Source organism: Acidipila sp. EB88 (genome assembly GCF_003858395.1).
Classification (GTDB): domain Bacteria; phylum Acidobacteriota; class Terriglobia; order Terriglobales; family Acidobacteriaceae; genus EB88.
In genome coordinates this window covers 435,235-451,657 of the sequence record NZ_QWEV01000005.1, presented here as the reverse complement: position 1 = coordinate 451,657, position 16,423 = coordinate 435,235, and the positions used below count along the sequence as shown (strand labels likewise).

Annotated in this window: 17 protein-coding genes; 6 read left to right on the top strand and 11 right to left on the bottom strand. The window is 64.4% G+C overall.

Features of this window, described 5'->3' with window-relative positions; all coding sequences use genetic code 11:
- Window positions 1-169: 169 nt before the first annotated feature.
- Window positions 170-733 carry a helix-turn-helix domain-containing protein gene (locus tag D1Y84_RS02780; protein ID WP_233581036.1) on the top strand — a complete coding sequence of 188 codons (564 nt, stop codon included), beginning with the start codon at window positions 170-172 and terminating at the stop codon, window positions 731-733.
- Between the two features lie 270 nt (window positions 734-1,003).
- Window positions 1,004-1,780, top strand: a complete 777-nt coding sequence (locus D1Y84_RS02775) for an isoprenyl transferase (protein ID WP_233581034.1) — start codon at window positions 1,004-1,006, stop codon at window positions 1,778-1,780.
- Between the two features lie 141 nt (window positions 1,781-1,921).
- Here D1Y84_RS02775 and D1Y84_RS02770 read toward each other — a convergent pair whose 3' ends face one another.
- The 7 genes from D1Y84_RS02770 to rpsP all read right to left on the bottom strand — a co-directional run bounded on the left by D1Y84_RS02770 (window position 1,922) and on the right by rpsP (window position 6,617).
- Entirely contained in the window at window positions 1,922-2,680 is a 759-nt protein-coding gene (locus D1Y84_RS02770) for a PIG-L deacetylase family protein (protein WP_158615281.1), read from the bottom strand.
- Window positions 2,681-2,723: 43 nt separating this feature from the next.
- Window positions 2,724-3,452: a ribonuclease HII gene (locus D1Y84_RS02765; protein ID WP_233581032.1), complete on the bottom strand. Its 729-nt coding sequence runs from the start codon at window positions 3,450-3,452 to the stop codon at window positions 2,724-2,726.
- 130 nt (window positions 3,453-3,582) lie between these two features.
- Window positions 3,583-3,936: a 50S ribosomal protein L19 gene (gene rplS, locus D1Y84_RS02760; RefSeq protein WP_124847160.1), complete on the bottom strand. Its 354-nt coding sequence runs from the start codon at window positions 3,934-3,936 to the stop codon at window positions 3,583-3,585.
- Window positions 3,937-4,123: 187 nt separating this feature from the next.
- Entirely contained in the window at window positions 4,124-4,975 is an 852-nt protein-coding gene (trmD, locus tag D1Y84_RS02755) for a tRNA (guanosine(37)-N1)-methyltransferase TrmD (protein ID WP_124847159.1), read from the bottom strand.
- 61 nt (window positions 4,976-5,036) lie between these two features.
- Entirely contained in the window at window positions 5,037-5,723 is a 687-nt protein-coding gene (rimM, locus tag D1Y84_RS02750; protein ID WP_124847158.1) for a ribosome maturation factor RimM, read from the bottom strand.
- A 23-nt stretch (window positions 5,724-5,746) separates the two neighbouring features.
- Window positions 5,747-6,076 (bottom strand): KH domain-containing protein, encoded by a 330-nt coding sequence (locus D1Y84_RS02745; protein WP_124847157.1) that lies wholly within the window; start codon window positions 6,074-6,076, stop codon window positions 5,747-5,749.
- Between the two features lie 289 nt (window positions 6,077-6,365).
- Entirely contained in the window at window positions 6,366-6,617 is a 252-nt protein-coding gene (rpsP, locus tag D1Y84_RS02740; RefSeq protein ID WP_124849893.1) for a 30S ribosomal protein S16, read from the bottom strand.
- A gap of 245 nt (window positions 6,618-6,862) precedes the next feature.
- Between rpsP and D1Y84_RS02735 the strand changes: the two genes are divergently transcribed.
- Both D1Y84_RS02735 and D1Y84_RS02730 read left to right on the top strand, forming a co-directional pair.
- Entirely contained in the window at window positions 6,863-7,618 is a 756-nt protein-coding gene (locus tag D1Y84_RS02735) for a 2'-5' RNA ligase family protein (protein ID WP_124847156.1), read from the top strand.
- Between the two features lie 4 nt (window positions 7,619-7,622).
- Window positions 7,623-8,753, top strand: coding sequence for an aldo/keto reductase (locus D1Y84_RS02730; protein ID WP_370245691.1), 1,131 nt, complete (start codon window positions 7,623-7,625; stop codon window positions 8,751-8,753).
- Window positions 8,754-8,838: 85 nt separating this feature from the next.
- Here the strand turns inward: D1Y84_RS02730 and D1Y84_RS02725 are convergent, their stop codons facing one another.
- The 4 genes from D1Y84_RS02725 to metG form a co-directional block, all read right to left on the bottom strand.
- Window positions 8,839-9,828 (bottom strand): polyprenyl synthetase family protein, encoded by a 990-nt coding sequence (locus D1Y84_RS02725; RefSeq protein WP_124847155.1) that lies wholly within the window; start codon window positions 9,826-9,828, stop codon window positions 8,839-8,841.
- Between the two features lie 70 nt (window positions 9,829-9,898).
- Entirely contained in the window at window positions 9,899-10,402 is a 504-nt protein-coding gene (locus D1Y84_RS02720; protein ID WP_124847154.1) for a YajQ family cyclic di-GMP-binding protein, read from the bottom strand.
- 60 nt (window positions 10,403-10,462) lie between these two features.
- Window positions 10,463-11,317: a TatD family hydrolase gene (locus D1Y84_RS02715; RefSeq protein ID WP_124847153.1), complete on the bottom strand. Its 855-nt coding sequence runs from the start codon at window positions 11,315-11,317 to the stop codon at window positions 10,463-10,465.
- Window positions 11,318-11,414: 97 nt separating this feature from the next.
- Window positions 11,415-13,628: a methionine--tRNA ligase gene (gene metG, locus D1Y84_RS02710; protein ID WP_124847152.1), complete on the bottom strand. Its 2,214-nt coding sequence runs from the start codon at window positions 13,626-13,628 to the stop codon at window positions 11,415-11,417.
- 148 nt (window positions 13,629-13,776) lie between these two features.
- Here metG and D1Y84_RS02705 point away from each other — a divergent pair, with 148 nt between their 5' ends.
- The gene (locus D1Y84_RS02705) at window positions 13,777-14,280 is read left to right on the top strand and encodes a Uma2 family endonuclease (protein ID WP_158615280.1); all 504 of its coding nucleotides are present in this window, start codon (window positions 13,777-13,779) and stop codon (window positions 14,278-14,280) included.
- A 32-nt stretch (window positions 14,281-14,312) separates the two neighbouring features.
- Window positions 14,313-16,298: an arginine--tRNA ligase gene (locus D1Y84_RS02700; RefSeq protein ID WP_124847150.1), complete on the top strand. Its 1,986-nt coding sequence runs from the start codon at window positions 14,313-14,315 to the stop codon at window positions 16,296-16,298.
- Window positions 16,299-16,423: the final 125 nt, after the last annotated feature.

The following is a 16,423-nucleotide window of genomic DNA, read 5'->3' as shown; positions in this document are numbered from 1 at the left end:
CTGTTCCTGCTTTCTCTGGGTCCTATGCTGAAAGTAACTTGGGATTGCGGCCGTCCACTTGACAACCGGGGTACCTGGGCGCAAGGTTGAGAAGTTCCCTGTAGCCGAGAGCTGGCCCGCGTGCTAGCACTCGTACGGCCCGCCCGCTCTGGCGCCCCGTAGACAACTCATGGTAAGCACCCCAGCCACCCCAATGCTGCACGAGGTCGCGCGTGAGGTTCTGCGTTGCGAACGCTGCCAACTGGTGCAGTTTCGCACCACCAGCGGCTTCTGTCGACGGTGCCACAAGCCGCTCGAAGTGGAAGAGCCTGCCGTAGCTGCCATGCAGCCGCAACTGCACGCGACCGCCCCCACCCAAGAACTGGATGTAGCCCGCGCCGTGCGCGCCCTGCGGCATACGCGCGGACTCAGCCAGCGACAGCTTGCCGCCCGCATGGACGTTCCCCGTACCTACATCTCCAAGATCGAAAACGGCAAGGCGATGCCCACTTTGTCATCGCTGCAGCGGCTGGCCACTGCGCTTGAGGCGGAGGTTGGCGAACTGCTGCACGACGCACGCTCGCGTCGCTCACAAGCGCTTGCGAACGTGCTGTCCGATCCATTCCTGTGCGAGGTTCTGCCGTTGTGCAGCCGGCTCAATGCTTTTCAGCAGCAGGTGCTGCTGAGCCACGCACGCGACATGGCGAGGGACGGCGCGCGCGAGGGCGTACGCCTGCAGACCATGCGGGCGTAGCGCCGGGTGTATGTCCCGTCCCACCCCGCGCGCGCCTGGCCCATTGGGCCGCCCCGGGGTAGCGCCGCGCCCATGCATCGTTCGCGCTCGGCCCCCTGTTTCCCACATGGTGCTTCGCTTTGCGTGGTTGTTTCGAGCCGTGCTTCCTTCGGTGTTTCCACGCGGCCCCGCCCGCTTTGCGGGCACCCGCAAGCTATGCTACGGTCACACTGAGGTCGCCCGTTGTCACTGCAGCAGCCCAGCCGCGTTCATGAACTTTCCGCGGAAGAGTTGGCTATCTTCCGCCGTCTCGATCCCACGCGTATGCCCGAGCATGTAGCCATCATCATGGATGGCAATGGGCGCTGGGCGGGGAAGCGCTCCATGAAGCGCTTTGTGGGGCACAAGCAGGGCGCAGAGTCGGTCCAGTTCGTCGTAGAAACCGCGTCACGCATCAACCTGCCCTGGCTGACCCTGTACGCTTTTTCGCTTGAGAACAGCCTGCGCCGCCCTCGTCTCGAAGTGTCGTTCCTGATGCGGCTGCTGTCGAGCTACCTGGCCAGCAACGTCGAACGCATGAACGACAACAACGTGCGCATCCAGTACATCGGGCGCACCGCCGAGTTGCCTTCCGAGGTGCGCGACCGCATGGAGTGGGCTGCGGAAGCGACCTGCCGCAACACCGGCACCACCCTGACGCTTGCCCTCAATTACGGTTCGCGTTCCGAGCTGGTGGACGCCGTGCGCGCACTGGCCCGCGAGGTCGAGCAGGGTCTGCTGCGCCCCGACCAGGTGACCGAGCACGACATCGAGCGGCACCTGTACACGCGCGATATGCCCGACCCTGACCTCTTGATCCGCACCTCGGGCGAAATGCGGATTTCGAACTACCTGCTCTGGCAGATCGCGTACACCGAGATCTTCGTCACTGAGCGTCTCTGGCCCGACTTTCGCGGTTCCCACCTGCTGGAAGCCATCGAGGCATTTGGCGCCCGCAACCGTCGGTTCGGCGGCTTGAGCGAATCCGAAGGCGGCGCTCTGGCCGGGAGTGTCCTGGTTCCCCGGTAAAGCAAGACCCCCTGCGCGGGAGGCGGCCACTTCGTGGCGGGTATCCGAAAATTAAAAGAGCAGGCATTCCCGGGTCCTCTCGGAGAATGGCTGCTCTTCGTTGTTCAGGGACCGCCAGCCGCGCAGGCGATTTCGAACTTGCTACGCGTCCAGCACGACCCCGCCCCAGAAATCCTCTTCCACGCCGGTCACGGGTGTCCGCGTCGCGACGAGGTGGTAATCCTCGCGGTTCATCTGGTCGCCAAACTGCGCACGCACGCGCTCGATCACGCCGCGCTGCGACGTGTGTTTGCCGAACACGGCGAGCTTGCGCTCCATCAGCGCGTCATCCAGGTGGAGCGAGAGTGACACAGGCGGCATGGTGCCTCCGCGCTGCGCTTCCTCGTCGCGGGTCGACAGGAACTGCGTGGCGGCATAATAGAGCTTCTGTGGGGCCCAGATGGGAAGCGTCTCGAGCTGTTCGGCGAAGAATCCGGAGCGTCCCGCCCAGTGAAACGCCGCGGTCGCTGCCAGCGAAACGGTGGTGTGATCGCGATGAAGATTGACCCCGCCTTCACCGCCAAAGGTCAGCACCACATGCGGCCGGAAGCGGCGGATGCCTTCCACAAACACGCCCACGAGCGACAGAAACGGCTGCTCCCAGAGCTGCCCGTCGGGATACTTCAGCAGGCGGGCCTCATCGATTGCGAGCGCATGGCAGGCGTCCACAAACTCTTCGCGACGGGATGCAGCGAGTTCTTCATCGGTCTGGCCTTCCTGCCGGTAGGAGCCGGCGGCGCCCTCGGTCAGGCAGACCACGGATGTTTCGATTCCTTGTTCGGCGGCGAGCAGCAGGGCCGCTCCAAACGCGCCGGCTTCATCATCCGGGTGGGCAGTCAGGCACATCAAGCGTCGCGGCAACAGGTCTCCTTTGTGCACGCGGTGCGCGCTGTTCTTCAAGCTATCAGCAATGCGCGTCCCAGGGCAGCAGCGCCTCCCACACAGGGCGGAAGCTGCGGCGGTGCAGCGGCGATGGGCCATACCGCAACAAGGCCCTCTGGTGCTCCGGCGTGGCATAGCCCTTGTGCTCGTGCAGCCCGTACACGGGGTACTGCTTGTGCAGCGCGCACATGCGCGCATCGCGATATACCTTGGCCACCACAGAGGCGGCAGCGATCGACAGCGAGCGGGAGTCGCCGTACACGATGTTGGTCTGCGGACACGGATGCTGCAGCCGCAGCGCATCGATCAGCAGGTGATCGGGCGCGGGTGCAAGGTCCTCCACCGCGCGCAGCATCGCGAGCTTGGTGGCCTGGTAGATATTGACCCGGTCGATGGTGGCCGCGTCGATCTCGCGGATGGTGATCGCGACGGCGCACGCGCGCACCATGGCGGCAAGGCGCTCGCGCTCCTCGGGGAGCAGTTGCTTGGAGTCGCGCAGCCCCGCAGCCTGCAGGGCCTCGGCGTTGCAGTCGAGCGGCAGGATCACGGCGGCGGCGACCACGGGGCCAAACAGCGCGCCGCGTCCCACCTCGTCGACACCCGCGATCCGTGTAGCGCCTTCGGAGATTGCCGCGCGCTCGAAGCTGTCATCGCAGCAAAGGGTCTGCAGCATGCGCAGCTTGCGCGTGGCCTTGGAGACTTCAGCGTCAGGAAGCCGGCGCGAACGGGCAGGGGTTGTGGGAGCAGCCATCGATTTCAGTGTAGAGGACCGTCGAGGACCGGCCCAGCGTCGGGCTCAAGCGGGAAGCAGAGAGCCGCCACGCACAAAAGGCGTCTCGCAGGGAGACGCCTTTGTGTTGATGCCTGCTGCTTCTTGCAAACTAGGAGCGGTCGACTTCCTTGAGGCGGGCAGCCTTGCCGCGCAGACCGCGCAGGTAAAAGAGCTTCGAACGGCGGATCTTGGCCGAACGGAGCTTCTCGACCTTGTCGACAACCTTGGAGTTGAAAGGGAAGATGCGCTCGACGCCCTGGCCGAAGCTCATCTTGCGAACTGTGAAGGTGCCCTGCGGACCCTTCTTGAACGCGATTACGAGGCCTTCAAAGGCCTGCAGACGTTCCTTCTCGCCTTCCTTGATCTTGACCTGGACGCGCACGGTGTCGCCGGTGGCAAATGCGGGAAGATCGGTGCGCTTCAACTTATCGGCAAGGCGCTGCATCACTGGATGAATAGACATGGGCTGTTCCTGAACTTGATCGTATTTTCAGCTGCTGCACTACGGTCTGGATTGCCGGGCGCGAACCGAATCCTCAGTGTAGCAGAAGTTGGGCGGGTTGCCGCAGTTCCAGGCGCTGCAACGGCTGCCTTGATCCGGCTTTTCGCTCCGAAAAAGGCCTGCCACCAAGACTCGAACGCAGGGATGATCAGGCCGTTTGCCGCGCGGCGAGCGACGCCAGGAACACCCGGTCCGCCGGGCTCAACTCGGCCTGCTCCAGCAGGTCCGGGCGGTTGCGCCATGTCTTTTCGAGCGCCTTTTCTCTCCGCCAGCGCCGCACTTGCTCATGGTTGCCATTGAGCAGGACCTCGGGCACGGCGCTCCCCGCGAACTCGGGCGGCCGCGTGTATTGCGGGTAATCCAGCAAGCCGCCCGCGCCATGGGTAGCGCGGGGCGAAGCCGCGGGCGAGTGTGTGTCGGCCAGCAGCGTGTCGGCAACGCCAAAACTTTCAAACGCGCTGGAGGCGGCATTGCCAAGCACGCCGGGCACGAGCCGGGTCACGGCGTCGACGATCACCGCTGCGCCCAGTTCGCCGCCGGTCAGCACATAGTCGCCGATCGAGATTTCCCCATCGCACAGCAGCGTCGATACGCGCTCGTCCACGCCCTCGTAGCGGCCGCACAGCAGAACCACCCGCTCCACGCGGGCCAGCGCATGCGCCACCCCCTGCGTAAACGTGCGGCCCTGGGCCGAGAGCAGCAGCACAAGCGTTCTGGACGGGTCACGCTCGGCTTTTGACGGCACGCCGATCGACTCCAGCGCCGCGGCAAAGGGTTCCGGCTTGAGCACCATGCCCTCGCCACCGCCGAACGGGCGGTCGTCCACCGTGTGGTGCCGGTCGGTCGCAAACGAGCGCAGGTTGTGCACGTGGGCTTCGACCTGCCCGTCCGACAAGGCGCGGCGCAGCATGCCGGAGCCGAAGATGCCGGTGCCGGCGGCGCTCTTCGCAGTGGGCACCCCGAAGAAATCAGGAAAGATCGTGAGAATGTCGAAGCGCATGGGAGGTGATTCTTCCTGCGTGCTGCTGGTTTTGCTGCCGGGCTGCGGGCGTCGCGATTGCCTAGTCGGAGCTTGCGTCCCGAGGCTCATCCGGCGCGGCTGACAACTCCGCCGTCAGGTCCAGCAGGCCATCCGGAAGCTCCATGTGCAGGGTACGCGCCTTAAGATCCCACCGGGGCTTGTAAGCCTTCACGAAGGGGATCAGCAGTTCTTCGCCGGCACTGTTCGCGCCTTCGATCTCTGCTTCCTCGCGGCCGACGAGCACGGGGGAAACCACCAGTAGCGCGCTGTTGCTGGTCTCACGATCCACGTCGATCACGGTGCCGACCGTTCGACCAGAACAGGTGTCGATCAGCACGCAGCCCGACAGCTCCGCAATGTACACCTCGTCCTCGGGGAGAGGCTTGCGTTTCTCCCAGGGAATCACCACCTCGAGCCCGCGCAGGGTTTCCGCGTCGTTCATGGTGGCGCACTCGTCAAAGTGCAGCACCACGCGACCCTGGTGCATGCGGTAGCTAGTGACCGTGACGTGGCGCGTCGGCACCGTGGCGCCGGCCGGTCGCAGCGCTACTGCAGGCCTGTCTGCAAAGCGCTCCGGAAAGTCGGTAAGCAGGTCGGCGATCACGTCGCCGCGGTGGCCCTGCGGGCGAACGATGCTGGCCACGCGCAGCCACGCTTCTGCCGGCTCCGGAGCGATGGCGTGCGATGACAAGGGGGGCGTGTCGGTGCGTTTGGACTGGCTGGGCAAGGTCTCGTGTCTATTCGTGCGAGCTACGCGGGCGGCTCCGGCGACATCATCGGGGCAGGGACGGCGTGCGGCGCCGGGTTGTTCTCGACTATGTCGAGGGTGTAGCGGTGATGGTACTTCATGCTGACGGCGCTCAGGATGGTGCGCAGCGAGTGCGCTGTGCGCCCCTGCTTGCCGATCACCTTGCCGATATCGGACTCGGAAACATGAAGGCGGAGGATGGTGCATTCTTCACGTTCCACAGCCTGTACTAGCACTGCCTCGGGATGATCCACCAGTGCACGCGCGATCTGCGTCACCAGCGTATGTGTATCGTCCGCCCCAACTGCCGGGATGCTTCGCTCGTCGCTCATACCTGCTGCTCCAACCTTGAAGAGCCTCCACTATGGGGCAACTCCGCTTCAAAGTGGCGCAATAGTACCAGCTTGTCGCCGCAACGCAATAGTCCCACATAGACGATGCGGAGGGAATAACCGGAGCCTGCGCCGAGTCGCATTTTCACTTGATCGCTTACACAAAAAGCGGCGCCCCGGTGAAGGGGCGCTACGCGATGCGAGTCAGGTAGGTAGAGAGAGAAGCGAAGGATCATTGGCGCGGCCGCTCGTCCTGGAGTGAACCAGTCGAACGAGCCAGGCCCGAAAGCTAGGCCGTTGCTTCCGCTGGCGCCACAGGGGCGGCCTTGAGCAGCTTCTCTACGCGCTCGGAGAGCTGTGCACCCTTGCTGGTCCAGTAGTCGATGCGATCGCGCTTAAAGTCGACAGTGGCAGGGTTGGTGCGGGGGTTGTAGGTGCCGACGAGCTCGATGGAACGCCCGTTGCGCGCACGGTCCTTTTCGATCACAACCACACGGTAGAACGGCTTCTTGCGGGCGCCAAAGCGCGCCAGACGAATCATCAACACAGTGAAAATCCTTTCATCAACTACGGTACGGCAGAATATGGGTTGGGCGCTCCGATGCCGGCGGCAAACGTTGCAGAGTGCTGCGGCGAAGCCTTTGAGGAGCGGGTGTGCTCAACAAAGCGCAGTGCACTAGCCCCAGCTAGTAACTATAGCAAAAACGCGGGGCAAAGTCTGGCCGGCATGCCTATCGACCTACGGATCCGCTAGGACGCCCGACCAGCGCGAGCATCTTAGCAGGCATGACAAAGCGAGCTGGCATGGTGAGGCACACCCCCGACGAACAGCGGAACGAGCACTCTGCCCAGGCGAACACCGCCGAGCCGATGCCGGTGACGGCGACATCAGCAGCGGCAGTCCCTGGCTCGATGCACGTTGCTGCCACGCACTCACGGCAACCCGACCTCGCGGCGCAGCACGGCGCGACGACCCCGTCGGTGCGCCCCCTCATTGTCACCCTCGGCCTGGCTGCGCCGGGGCAGCAGCAGTTCGAGCAGGAGCGGCGGCTGCACTTCCCGGCGAAGCTCAACCGCATCCCCGCGCACCTCTCCATGTTTCATGCCCTGCCCGGTGAGGAGATCGACTCGATCCGCGGGGTGCTTGCACACGAGGCCCGGCGGGAACCATTCCCGCTCGCCGTGCACGACCTGTTGCGGCTGGGACGCGGCGTGGCGTACGCGCTCAAGGCCCCGGAGCTGTTCACGATCCACGCGGCCCTCCGCGGGCGATGGCTGCCGTGGCTTACCCGGCAGGACCTGCAGCCGTTCCACCCCCACGTGGTGATCCAGAACAAGGTGGACCCGGCGGAGGCGCGTACGCTGTACAGCCGGTTGTCGGAGGGCTTTCGCCCGTGGACGGCGGAGGCCAGCAGCCTCCTGCTATGGCACTACGAGGGCGGCCCATGGAAGCTGGCGGACGAGTTTCCGTTTGCCGGGCTCGAACACTCGGCGCCCGGCATGGCTGGCAACGCAGCAGTGACCCCAGCGGGAGGGGAGTAGCGCTATGTACCGCCGTCGCCTGCCGAGCTTCTGTCTGCGCGATCTTGCGCAGCCGACTGTTGCCGGGGAAGCAGCGCCTGCTGCAACCGACACTCCCGCCGGGAAGGCGGCATCCAACACCCTTATGGCGACAACCGGCACCACGGCAAACATCGCAAGCATGACCACACCTTTTCAAACGCGGCAGCTCGGCGACTCCGACCTGCACCTCAGCCCCATCGGTTTCGGCGCCTGGGCCATCGGTGGCGGCGACTGGGAGTTCGGCTGGGGTGCCCAGGAGGACCAGGCCTCCATCGACACCATCGAACGGGCGCTGGAGCTAGGCATCAACTGGATCGATACGGCAGCCATCTACGGCCTGGGCCACTCGGAAGAAGTTGTGGCGCGCATGCTGAAGCACAGCGCGCACAAGCCGCTGGTGTTCACCAAATGCTCCATGCGCTGGACCACCGAGGACCGCAAGATCTACCGTGCGCTCGATGCGAAGTCGGTACGGCAGGAACTGGAAGACTCGCTGCGCCGACTCGAGCGGGAAACGATCGACCTGTACCAGGTGCACTGGCCCAACCCGGAAGATCAGATCGAAGAAAGCTGGGCAACACTGGCGAAGCTGAAGGAAGAAGGCAAGATCCGCTACATCGGCGTGTCGAACTTCTCGGTGGAGCAAATGCGGCGCGTGCAGAAGATTGCGCCGATCACCTCGTTGCAGCCGCCTTACTCGCTGGTAAACCCCAAGGTCGAGACGGAGATCCTGCCCTTCTGCCTGGAGAACAACATCGGCGTCATCAACTATTCGCCCATGGCCTCGGGCCTGTTGACGGGCAAGATGACAGCAGAGCGCGTCCGCGAGATGCCGGCAGACGACTGGCGCAAGAAGAGCCCCAACTTCAACGAACCGAAGCTGACACGCAACCTAGCCCTGGCTGCGCTGCTGGGCGAAATCGGCAAGCAGCACGAGGTTGAAGCGGGCGTCGTTGCCATCGCCTGGACGCTGCACAACCCCGCCGTGACGGCCGCAATCGTGGGCGCACGCCGGCCCGACCAGGTGGACGGCATCCTGCCGGCAGCGACCTTCCGCCTGGCAGAGGAAGAGCTCACGCGCATCAACGACTTTGTGCGCGCAAACCCGGCCTGACCGCAGGCAATTGCTCAACACTGCAAACGAAGAAGCCGCCCTTGCGGGGCGGCTTCTTATTGTCAGCGTGCTTTGAACCCTTGCGCTACTTGTCGCGATTGACCACGAAGTCCGGCACCCATAGCAGCGCACGCTTGTACTCTGACTCGGGCAGCAGATCAAGCGAACGGCGGGCGGTCTCCGCGTGGTCGCGCGCCACCTGCATGGCAAACGCGATCGAGCCGTGCCGGGCCAGCGTTGCCAGCACGTCCTCGTAGCGGACGGTGGTGAAGGCTCCGTCGGCCAGCACCTGCAGGATCGCTTCCTGCTCGGCAGGGGACGCATGTTCGAGCGCATGCACCACCGCGAGTGTGGCCTTGCCCTCGCGCAGATCGCTGGCCACCGGCTTGCCAAGCACCTGTTCGTCCGCCGTCAGGTCGAGCACATCGTCAACAATCTGGAAGGCAAGGCCCAGCGAATGGCCATAGGTGGCCAGGCACTGCTCCACCTCGGGACCAGCGCCGGCAAGCACCGCACCCAGCCGCATCGAGACCTCGAACAGGCAGGCGGTCTTGCGGTAGATCAGCTCGTTGTACTCAGCGGCGGTGACGGCGCGGCCAAGCTTCTCGGTCTGCAGCAGTTCGCCCTCGACCATCACCTGGGTAAGGCCAATCAGCAGTTCGAGGATGCGGAAGTTCTGCTCGGCAAGCGCGATGCGGAAGGCCTGCATGTACAGCCAGTCGCCGGCCAGCACGCAGCGAGAGTTGCCCCACGTCGTATTGGGTGAAGGGCGGCCGCGCCGCAACTCCGCTCCATCAATGATGTCGTCGTGGACCAGAGTGGCTGTGTGAATCATCTCCACCACCGCGCCGAGGCGGTGCATGGGTGCGCCACTGTAACCAAGGCTGTGGCAGGCCAGCAGCAGCAGCGAGGGACGCAGCCGCTTGCCGCCGCTCTCGCGCAGGTAGCCGGTGATCTCGGTGATCGCTGCAACGGAGGAAACAGCGTCGCGGCCAAACTCCTGCTCAATCGCCAGGAGGTCGTCGTGCAAGAGGTCGAACACCTCTTTCGCTGTTGCTATCGCTGTAGTCCCCACATACTCTCCTGCCAACACTGATGCACCCCGGCCACTCCGTACCGCAAACTGGCTTGGACCGCGCACAAATCTAGTTCGAGCGAAAATTCGTAAACTGCATGTCGATGCCCAAGTCCTGCTTCTTCAGCAGGGCGATGGTCTCCTGCAGAGTATCGCGATCCTTGCCGGTGATGCGCACCGTCTCGCCCTGGATCGTCGCCTGCACCTTGGTCTTGGAGTCCTTGACGATGCGAACAATTTCCTTGGCCTTCTCGATGGCGATGCCTTGCTTGAGCGTCACCTTTTGCCGCACGCTGGAGCCAGAGGCCGCCTCGACCTTGCCGAACTCGAGCGACTTGATGGAGATGCCGCGCTTGATCAGCTTCTGCTCCAGGATCTGGGTCACGGCTTCCAGCTTGTAGCTGTCTTGCGAGGCGAGTTCCAGGCCCTTCTCGTCGCCGTCGAGCTTGATCGAGGACTTGGAGTCCTTGAGGTCGAAGCGGGCGTTGACTTCCTTGGTCGCCTGGTCGATCGCGTTCTTGACTTCCTGCAGCTCTACCTTGGAAACGATGTCGAACGAATTGTCTGCTGCCATGCTCTCTTGCTCCGTACTGTCAGTTTCTATTATGGGTGCAAACCGGCTGCCGCGCCCCGCTCAGCTGGCTGGAACCGCGTCGGCAGGATGGAAAAAACTGTAAAAGTTATCCTCTGTCAGCCTGGCGAGCTCGGTCGAGGAGATGCCCCGCACCTGTGCCAGGACCTCCGCCGTGCGCGCGACCAGGGCCGGCTCGTTGCGCTTGCCGCGCTCCGGAATGGGCGCTAGGAACGGGCAATCAGTCTCGATCAGCAGGCGGTCGGCAGGAACAGTGCCGGCAATGACGCGGAGAGCGCCGGCACTGGGATAGGTCACGTTGCCGGCGAAGGAGATCATGAAGCCGAGCGCAAGGGCGCGATGAGCCTGGCCCAGGTCGCCGGTAAAGCAGTGAAGGATGCCGCGGAGACCAGTGGGCGCCCAGTGTTGTTCGAGCATGCCGAGGCACTGTTCCCAGGCGTCCTGTGGTTCGTCGGCATCCTGGTCGAGTGCCGTGCCGGGGCGGCAATGAATGATGATCGGCTTGCGGTGCGCAGCGGCTACTTCCATCTGGGCGCGGAAGCACTCCCGCTGGACCTCGATGGATGGGTTGTCGTTGTGGTAGAAATCGAGGCCGATTTCGCCGCACGCCAGCACTTCCGGTTCTGCCAGCAGGGCGTCGAGGTTGGAGAGCGCAACAGTGTCCCACTTGGCGGCTTCCTGCGGGTGCACGCCGGCAGTAGCGTAGATGCGCGGGGTCTTTTCCTTGTCGCGGTAGGCGCGGGCGATCTTGAGCGCGCCGTCCATTGAGGATGGGCCTTCGCCGATACCGATCGAGAGGATGGTGCGCACCCCTGCCTGCCAGGCCCGGCCGAGCAGCAGTTCAAGCTCGTCGCCAAAGCGCTCATGGTCGAGATGGGCGTGCGAATCAACCAGCAAGGGTGGATCCTTTCAAAGTGGGAGAACAGCAGGTGGGATGCAGGAAAGCGGCGCGGGCGGAAACAGCCGCGCCGGTTCCTGTCTCCGCGAGGGAGTGTTACTTGAGGCGTGCGCCGATCTCGACGTGATCGAGGAAGCCGGCGAGCGACGGCTTGCCGTGCTCGCCAAGCGAGGCAGCGACGACCATGCCGTTCGACTCAAAGCCGCGCAGTTTGCGCGGTGCCAGATTGGCGACGATAACGACCTTGCGGCCCACCAGCGACTCGGGCGCGTAGGTTTCGGCGATGCCGGCCAGGATCTGCCGCTGCTCGTAGCCGAGATCGACCTCGAGGCGCAGCAGCTTGTCGGCTTTGGGCACGCGCTCGGCAACCAGGATCTGCGCCACCCGCAGTTCTACCTTGAGGAAGTCATCAATGGTGATCTGCGGCACGGCGTCGGGGCGCGCGGCTGCAGGGGCATCGTTCACGTTGGCGGTCTCGACCATGGCCGGGGTCGTGATCTGGCCGACAATCGCGGCGTCTTCCATGGCGCCAAGCCCGGGCATGAAGGCACCAAGCGGCAGAGACGCATCGGCCGTCTGCTCCGGCGGGGTGGCCAGGGCCGTCGCGGGGGATACGGGAACCGGACCGCTCTCGAGGTTGGGGTGGCTGATCGACTGGTCGACCGGAGCCGGCACAGACTGCGGGGTGGTGGGGCTTGCGGGCGCGGTCTCGGCCGCCTGTGCCGCAGCGTTGCGTGCGTTGTCCTGTTCCATGGCTTGCATCCTCTCGGCGGCATCTTTGTCCGCCCTTGGAAAAACGGGGCCGAGCGCGCCCAGGCGTGCGCCTGGCTGCAGCCCTCCCCAGTGAAGGTCTTTCAGATCAGCCTGGTGCAGGTCGCCCAGCCCAAGCTGTGTCCAGATCTTTGCGGCGGCCTCGGGCAGCACCGGGTACACCAGCGCAGTCAGCACGCGGATCGCTTCGGCACAGGCGGCCAGCACCGTCTTGAGCTGCTCCCGGCTCGCCTCATCGCCTGCGTCCGCCTGCTTGGCCAGCTTCCATGGCGCCTGCTCGGAGATGTAGCCGTCGATCACCGCCACCAGCGCCCATGCACTCTCCAGCGCACGGGAGAAGTCCAGTGCGTCGAACCGCTCGCCGAAGGTCTGGATGCACTGCTCCGCGGCCGCCTGGATGCTCTCGGCAGCAGAGGCCTCCGGGATCACGCCACTGAAATACTTCTCGATCATGGCTAGTGTGCGGCTCACGAGATTGCCGAGTCCGTTGGCGAGGTCGGCGTTATAGCGCTGCACCAGCGCGTCAAATGAGAACGAGCCATCCTGTCCGAACACGATCTCGCGCAAGAGGAAGTAGCGCAGGGCATCGGCGCCCAGCACGGCCAGGATCGTCTCCGAGCGCACGATGTTGCCGCGCGACTTGGACATCTTGGACTGCTCGAACAGCAGCCATCCGTGCGCGACCACGGCCGTGGGCAAAGGCAATCCGGCAGCCATCAGAAACGCGGGCCAGTATACGCAGTGGAACCGCGAAATCTCCTTGCCGATGATGTGCAGCTGGGCCGGCCAGTACTTGTGAAACGCGGACTCATCCTCCGACCCGTAGCCGAGGGCGGTGATGTAGTTGGCCAGCGCGTCGAGCCAGACGTAGATGACATGCGACTCGTCCCCGGGCACCGGGATGCCCCACTTGAAGCTGGTGCGCGACACGGAAAGGTCGCGCAGGCCGCCGCGCACGAAGGCGAGCACCTCGTTGCGACGTGTCTCCGGCTGGATGAGCCCGGGCTGCTCGGCGTATAGCTCAAGCAGGCGGTTCTCGAATGCGGAAAGCTTGAAGAAGTAGTTTTCCTCGCTCACCGTCTCGGTAATGCGCCCGCAGTCGGGGCAGGCCGCGCCGGGGCCGGCTTCCACGTAGAGCTCGTCCCACACGCAGTACTGCCCGGTGTAGGTGCCCTTATAAAGGTAGCCCCGCTCTTTCAGCACGTTCCAGAGCTTGTGCACGCCGCGTTTGTGCCGCTCTTCCGTGGTGCGGATGTAGTCATCGTAGGTGAGACCCATCTGGTCCCACAGCCCGCGGAACTCGGCTGACACCTGGTCGGTGAATTGTTGCGGCGCGATCCCGGCTTTTTCCGCCGAGCGCTCGATCTTCTGCCCGTGCTCGTCGGTGCCGGTCAGAAACCAGACGTCCTGCCCGAGCAAACGGCGGCGCCGGGCGATGGCATCGCTGACCACCGTGGTGTAGGTGTGCCCGATGTGCGGACGCGCGTTGACGTAGTAGATCGGCGTCGTGAGGTAGAAGGGCGTGCTGGTATCGGGCATGGGTGTTGGGGCTACGGCGCAAGCCGTCGCAACCCCCATCGTATCAGCCCTGCGCAGGGAGATCGCACGCGCACGGCAGGGACGCGTGCCGAATCAGCTCGTTGCGCTGATACACTCAGCCCGAGAGCGATGCCTGGGAGAAGTGCGTATGGCGACGACCGCAGGGGTGCCCCTGGAGTTGTATCTGCACACGACGTATGAGCCCGATGCCGAGTTTGTTGACGGAGTCATTGAGGAGCGTGCTGTGGGCGAGAACGATCATTCGGCGTGGCAGTTCGCAATTCAACGTTGGTTCGGCATGCACGAAGACGAGTGGAACATCCTGATTCGCCCGGAATACCGGGTGCAGGTTGCGGCGACGAGGTTTCGCGTGCCTGACGTCTCGATACTGGATGCAAGTTTTGCTCCGGACCCCATCGCTGTGCGGCCGCCGCTGGCAGTGTTTGAAGTTTTAAGTCCGGAGGATACTGTGAAGCGCCTGCGCATAAAGCTGTTGGACTATCAGGCGATGGGCGTCCCGTCGATCTTTGTCGTGGACCCTGAGAGCGGACGCTTCGAGCAATTTGTGGACAGTGAGCTTCGCGGAACACAGCAGTTCGCATCCGGTGCCATCCACTTCGATCTGGCGGAGATCGCTTCACGGGTGAAGTAGGCCCCAGCTTTAGCAGAATAGGAAACCAGACCTTGTATCTCCAGGCACAGCAAACGCTTGCAGCAGCGCTGCAGGCTACCCTTCGCACCCTGTACAACCTTGACCTCGCCCAGTTCGCCATCGAGCAGCCGCCCGAGATGCGCTTCGGCGAGTACGCGCTGCCGGTCGCGCTCAAGCTTGCGAAAGAGCTGCGCAAGGCCCCGCGCAAGATCGCGGAAGAGATCGTCGCAGGGCTCGGCACGGTGCCCGGGTTTGCCGGCTTCGAGGTCGCGGGCGCAGGCTACATCAATGCGCGGCTTGACCGCTCGGCTGCCGTGCGCATCCTGGCCGAGGGCACGCCGGAGCTCATCGAGCGCACGCCGCAGCATGCCCTGGTCGAGCACACCTCGATCAATCCCAACAAAGCCGCGCACGTCGGCCACCTGCGCAACGCGATCCTGGGCGACACGTTTGTGCGCCTCCTGCGCGCCACTGGCGACCAGGTGTCGGTGCAGAACTACATCGACAACACCGGCGTACAGGTTGCCGACATCGTGGTCGGCCTGGAACACCTGCTCGGGCTGTCGCTGGGCGACGTGGAGCAATGGATCGCAGGCCTAGCCGAGCGGATCGACTTCGCCTGCTGGGACCTGTATGCGCGCACCTCGCAGTGGTACACCGCGGGGTCGCCCGAAGAGAACGCCGCTCGCAAGCAGTTGCGGCTCGACACGCTGCACCGGCTTGAGCAGGGCAACAACCCCACTGCCGCCATCGCCGAGCGTGTCGCCACGTTGATCGTGCGCCGGCACCTCGAGACGATGCTCCGCCTCGGCATCACCTACGACCTGCTGCCACGCGAAAGCGAGATCCTGCACCTGCACTTCTGGGACGCGGCCTTTGTGCAGCTCAAGGAAACCGGCGTGCTACGGCTCGAGACCGCAGGCAAAAACACCGGCTGCTGGATCATGCGGCGCGCCAACACCGAGGGCGTGGCCGAGGGCGAGACCGACGAAGAAGCCAAGGTGATCGTGCGCTCCAATGGCACCGTCACCTACGTGGGCAAGGACATCGCGTACCACCTCTGGAAGTTCGGCCTGCTGGGCAAAGACTTCGGCTATAACCCGTTTTTCCGCTACCCGTCGGACAGCGGGCACCCCACCTGCTGGATCACCGCCGAGCACGGCGAGGCCGAGCACCCGCACTTCGGGGGAGCCGACGCCATCTACAACGTCATCGACTCGCGCCAGTCCGACCCGCAAAGCAACGTCATCGAAGCGCTGCGTGGCATGGGTTTTGCCGCGCAGGCCGAACGCTACACCCACTTCTCCTACGAGATGGTCGCGCTCACACCACGCTGCGCGCTCGAGCTGGGCTACGAGGTTGCCGAGGCGGATCGCGCCCGCGCTTACATCGAGGTCTCGGGCCGCAAGGGTTTTGGCGTCAAGGCCGATGACCTGATCGATCGGCTCGTCGCCGCGACCCGCGCCGAGGTCGATGAGCGCAACCCCGAGCTCAGCGAAGTGAACCGCGCGCAGACTGCGCAACAGATCGCCGTGGGCGCACTGCGCTACTTCATGCTCAAGTTCACTCGCAACACCGTGATCGCGTTCGACTTCAAGGACGCGCTTTCGTTCGAAGGCGAGACGGGCCCGTACCAGCAGTACGCCGTGGTCCGCACGCGCTCCATTTTTCGCAAGGCAAATGCCTCGCCCGCAGCCGTGCTCGCCGAGGCCGCTACCCTGGACCTCGCCGCGCACCTCGATGGCGAAGCTGGTGACAGCATCTGGCAGGTGTGGCTGCGTGCCGCCAAGACCGGCCTCGTGCTCGAACAGTGCCGCGACACCGCCGAGCCCGCGCACCTTGCGCGCCACTGCTTCCTCCTCGCGCAGGAGTTCTCCGCCTTCTACCGCAAGCACCACATCCTCACCGAAGAAGACCCCGCCCGCAAAACGCTGCTGCTTGCTACCGCCGCCATCGCCGAACAGGCGCTGGTTCGTTCGCTCGCCATCCTCGGCATCGAAGCGCCTGCGGTGATGTAAGACCCCCTGCGCGGGGAGCGGTCCCTTTGGGACATGTACTCGTTCAATACAAAAGCCTGAAAGCACCCCGGGTGAATCTATCCGGGGTGCTTTCAGGCTTTTGCTCTTCCGGTATACCCGCCACG

Bases quoted from the DNA above. Each gene is read 5' to 3' on its own strand.
- D1Y84_RS02780 (WP_233581036.1), top strand. From the start codon at position 170: ATGGTAAGCACCCCAGCCACCCCAATGCTGCACGAGGTCGCGCGTGAG.
- D1Y84_RS02765 (WP_233581032.1), bottom strand. From the start codon at position 3,452: ATGGCTGCTCCCACAACCCCTGCCCGTTCGCGCCGGCTTCCTGACGCT.
- rplS (WP_124847160.1), bottom strand. From the start codon at position 3,936: ATGTCTATTCATCCAGTGATGCAGCGCCTTGCCGATAAGTTGAAGCGC.
- trmD (WP_124847159.1), bottom strand. From the start codon at position 4,975: ATGCGCTTCGACATTCTCACGATCTTTCCTGATTTCTTCGGGGTGCCC.
- D1Y84_RS02745 (WP_124847157.1), bottom strand. From the start codon at position 6,076: ATGAGCGACGAGCGAAGCATCCCGGCAGTTGGGGCGGACGATACACAT.
- rpsP (WP_124849893.1), bottom strand. From the start codon at position 6,617: ATGATTCGTCTGGCGCGCTTTGGCGCCCGCAAGAAGCCGTTCTACCGT.
- D1Y84_RS02735 (WP_124847156.1), top strand. From the start codon at position 6,863: ATGACAAAGCGAGCTGGCATGGTGAGGCACACCCCCGACGAACAGCGG.
- D1Y84_RS02730 (WP_370245691.1), top strand. From the start codon at position 7,623: ATGTACCGCCGTCGCCTGCCGAGCTTCTGTCTGCGCGATCTTGCGCAG.
- D1Y84_RS02720 (WP_124847154.1), bottom strand. From the start codon at position 10,402: ATGGCAGCAGACAATTCGTTCGACATCGTTTCCAAGGTAGAGCTGCAG.
- metG (WP_124847152.1), bottom strand. From the start codon at position 13,628: ATGCCCGATACCAGCACGCCCTTCTACCTCACGACGCCGATCTACTAC.
- D1Y84_RS02705 (WP_158615280.1), top strand. From the start codon at position 13,777: ATGGCGACGACCGCAGGGGTGCCCCTGGAGTTGTATCTGCACACGACG.